Origin of the sequence: uncultured Sphingomonas sp. (genome assembly GCF_964250165.1) — a bacterium.
Lineage (GTDB): Bacteria > Pseudomonadota > Alphaproteobacteria > Sphingomonadales > Sphingomonadaceae > Sphingomonas.
On record NZ_CAXUEK010000007.1, the window covers coordinates 1 to 893 of the forward strand.

Sequence of the window (893 nt, forward strand, 5' to 3'; positions counted from 1 at the left end):
CGTCAACGTGTCGCCGATCCAGTTCGCCGATCCGCAGCTGCCCGCGCTGATCACCAACGCGCTGGCGCGCTCGGGCCTGGCGCCCGACCGGCTCGAGCTGGAGATCACCGAGGGCGTGTTCCTGGATGAGAAACAGTCGTCGGACACCATGTTCCGCGCGCTGAAGGGGCTCGGCGTCAGGCTGGCGCTCGACGATTTCGGCACGGGCTATTCCAGCCTGGGCTATCTGCGCACCGCCCCGTTCGACAAGGTCAAGATCGACCAGAGCTTCGTGCGCGGCGCGGCCCAGCCCGGCAACCGCAACGCCGCCATCATCAAGGCGATCGTGACGCTGGCCGACACGCTGGGCATGGAGACCACCGCCGAAGGGGTCGAGGTCGAGGACGAGGTGGCGCTGGTCCATTCGCTGGGCTGCAGCCACATTCAGGGCTATATCTACGGCAAGCCGATGCGCGCCGACGAGGTCGCGCGCCAGCTCGCCGAGGGCCAGGGCGCCGCCACCGCCTCGGGCTTCCGGATCAGCCGCAGCCCGCGCTCCACCATGCTGCGCTCGGCCCGCCTGTCGATCGGCGAGGATCAGGGCGATGTGCGCATCCGCAACATCTCCGCCACCGGCGCGATGATCGACGGGCTGGCGCTGTCCGACAACGGCGAGGGCGTGGACGTGCTGATCGAGCTGCTCGAGGATCAGATGTTCGCCGCGCGCATCCGCTGGGCGCGCGACGGCAAGGCCGGCATCGAGTTCGCCGAGCATTTCAACCTCGAACGCCTCAACCAGACGCACGTCCGCAGCATCAGGCGACTGGCGGGCTAGGCACGCCCGGAAAGCCCTTCGCCTAGCGGCGGGCGCCTGCTACGCCTCCCCGCCAGCCAAGGGGAGGATCAATGGCCAG

1 protein-coding gene is annotated in these 893 nt (G+C 69.1%); it reads left to right on the plus strand.

Annotated features, from left to right (window positions below; genetic code table 11):
- Positions 1–814, plus strand: an 814-nt coding sequence (locus ACFE64_RS02465) for an EAL domain-containing protein (RefSeq protein ID WP_375390868.1), incomplete at its 5' end; no start/stop codon positions are given.
- Between the last annotated feature and the right edge of the window lie 79 nt (positions 815–893).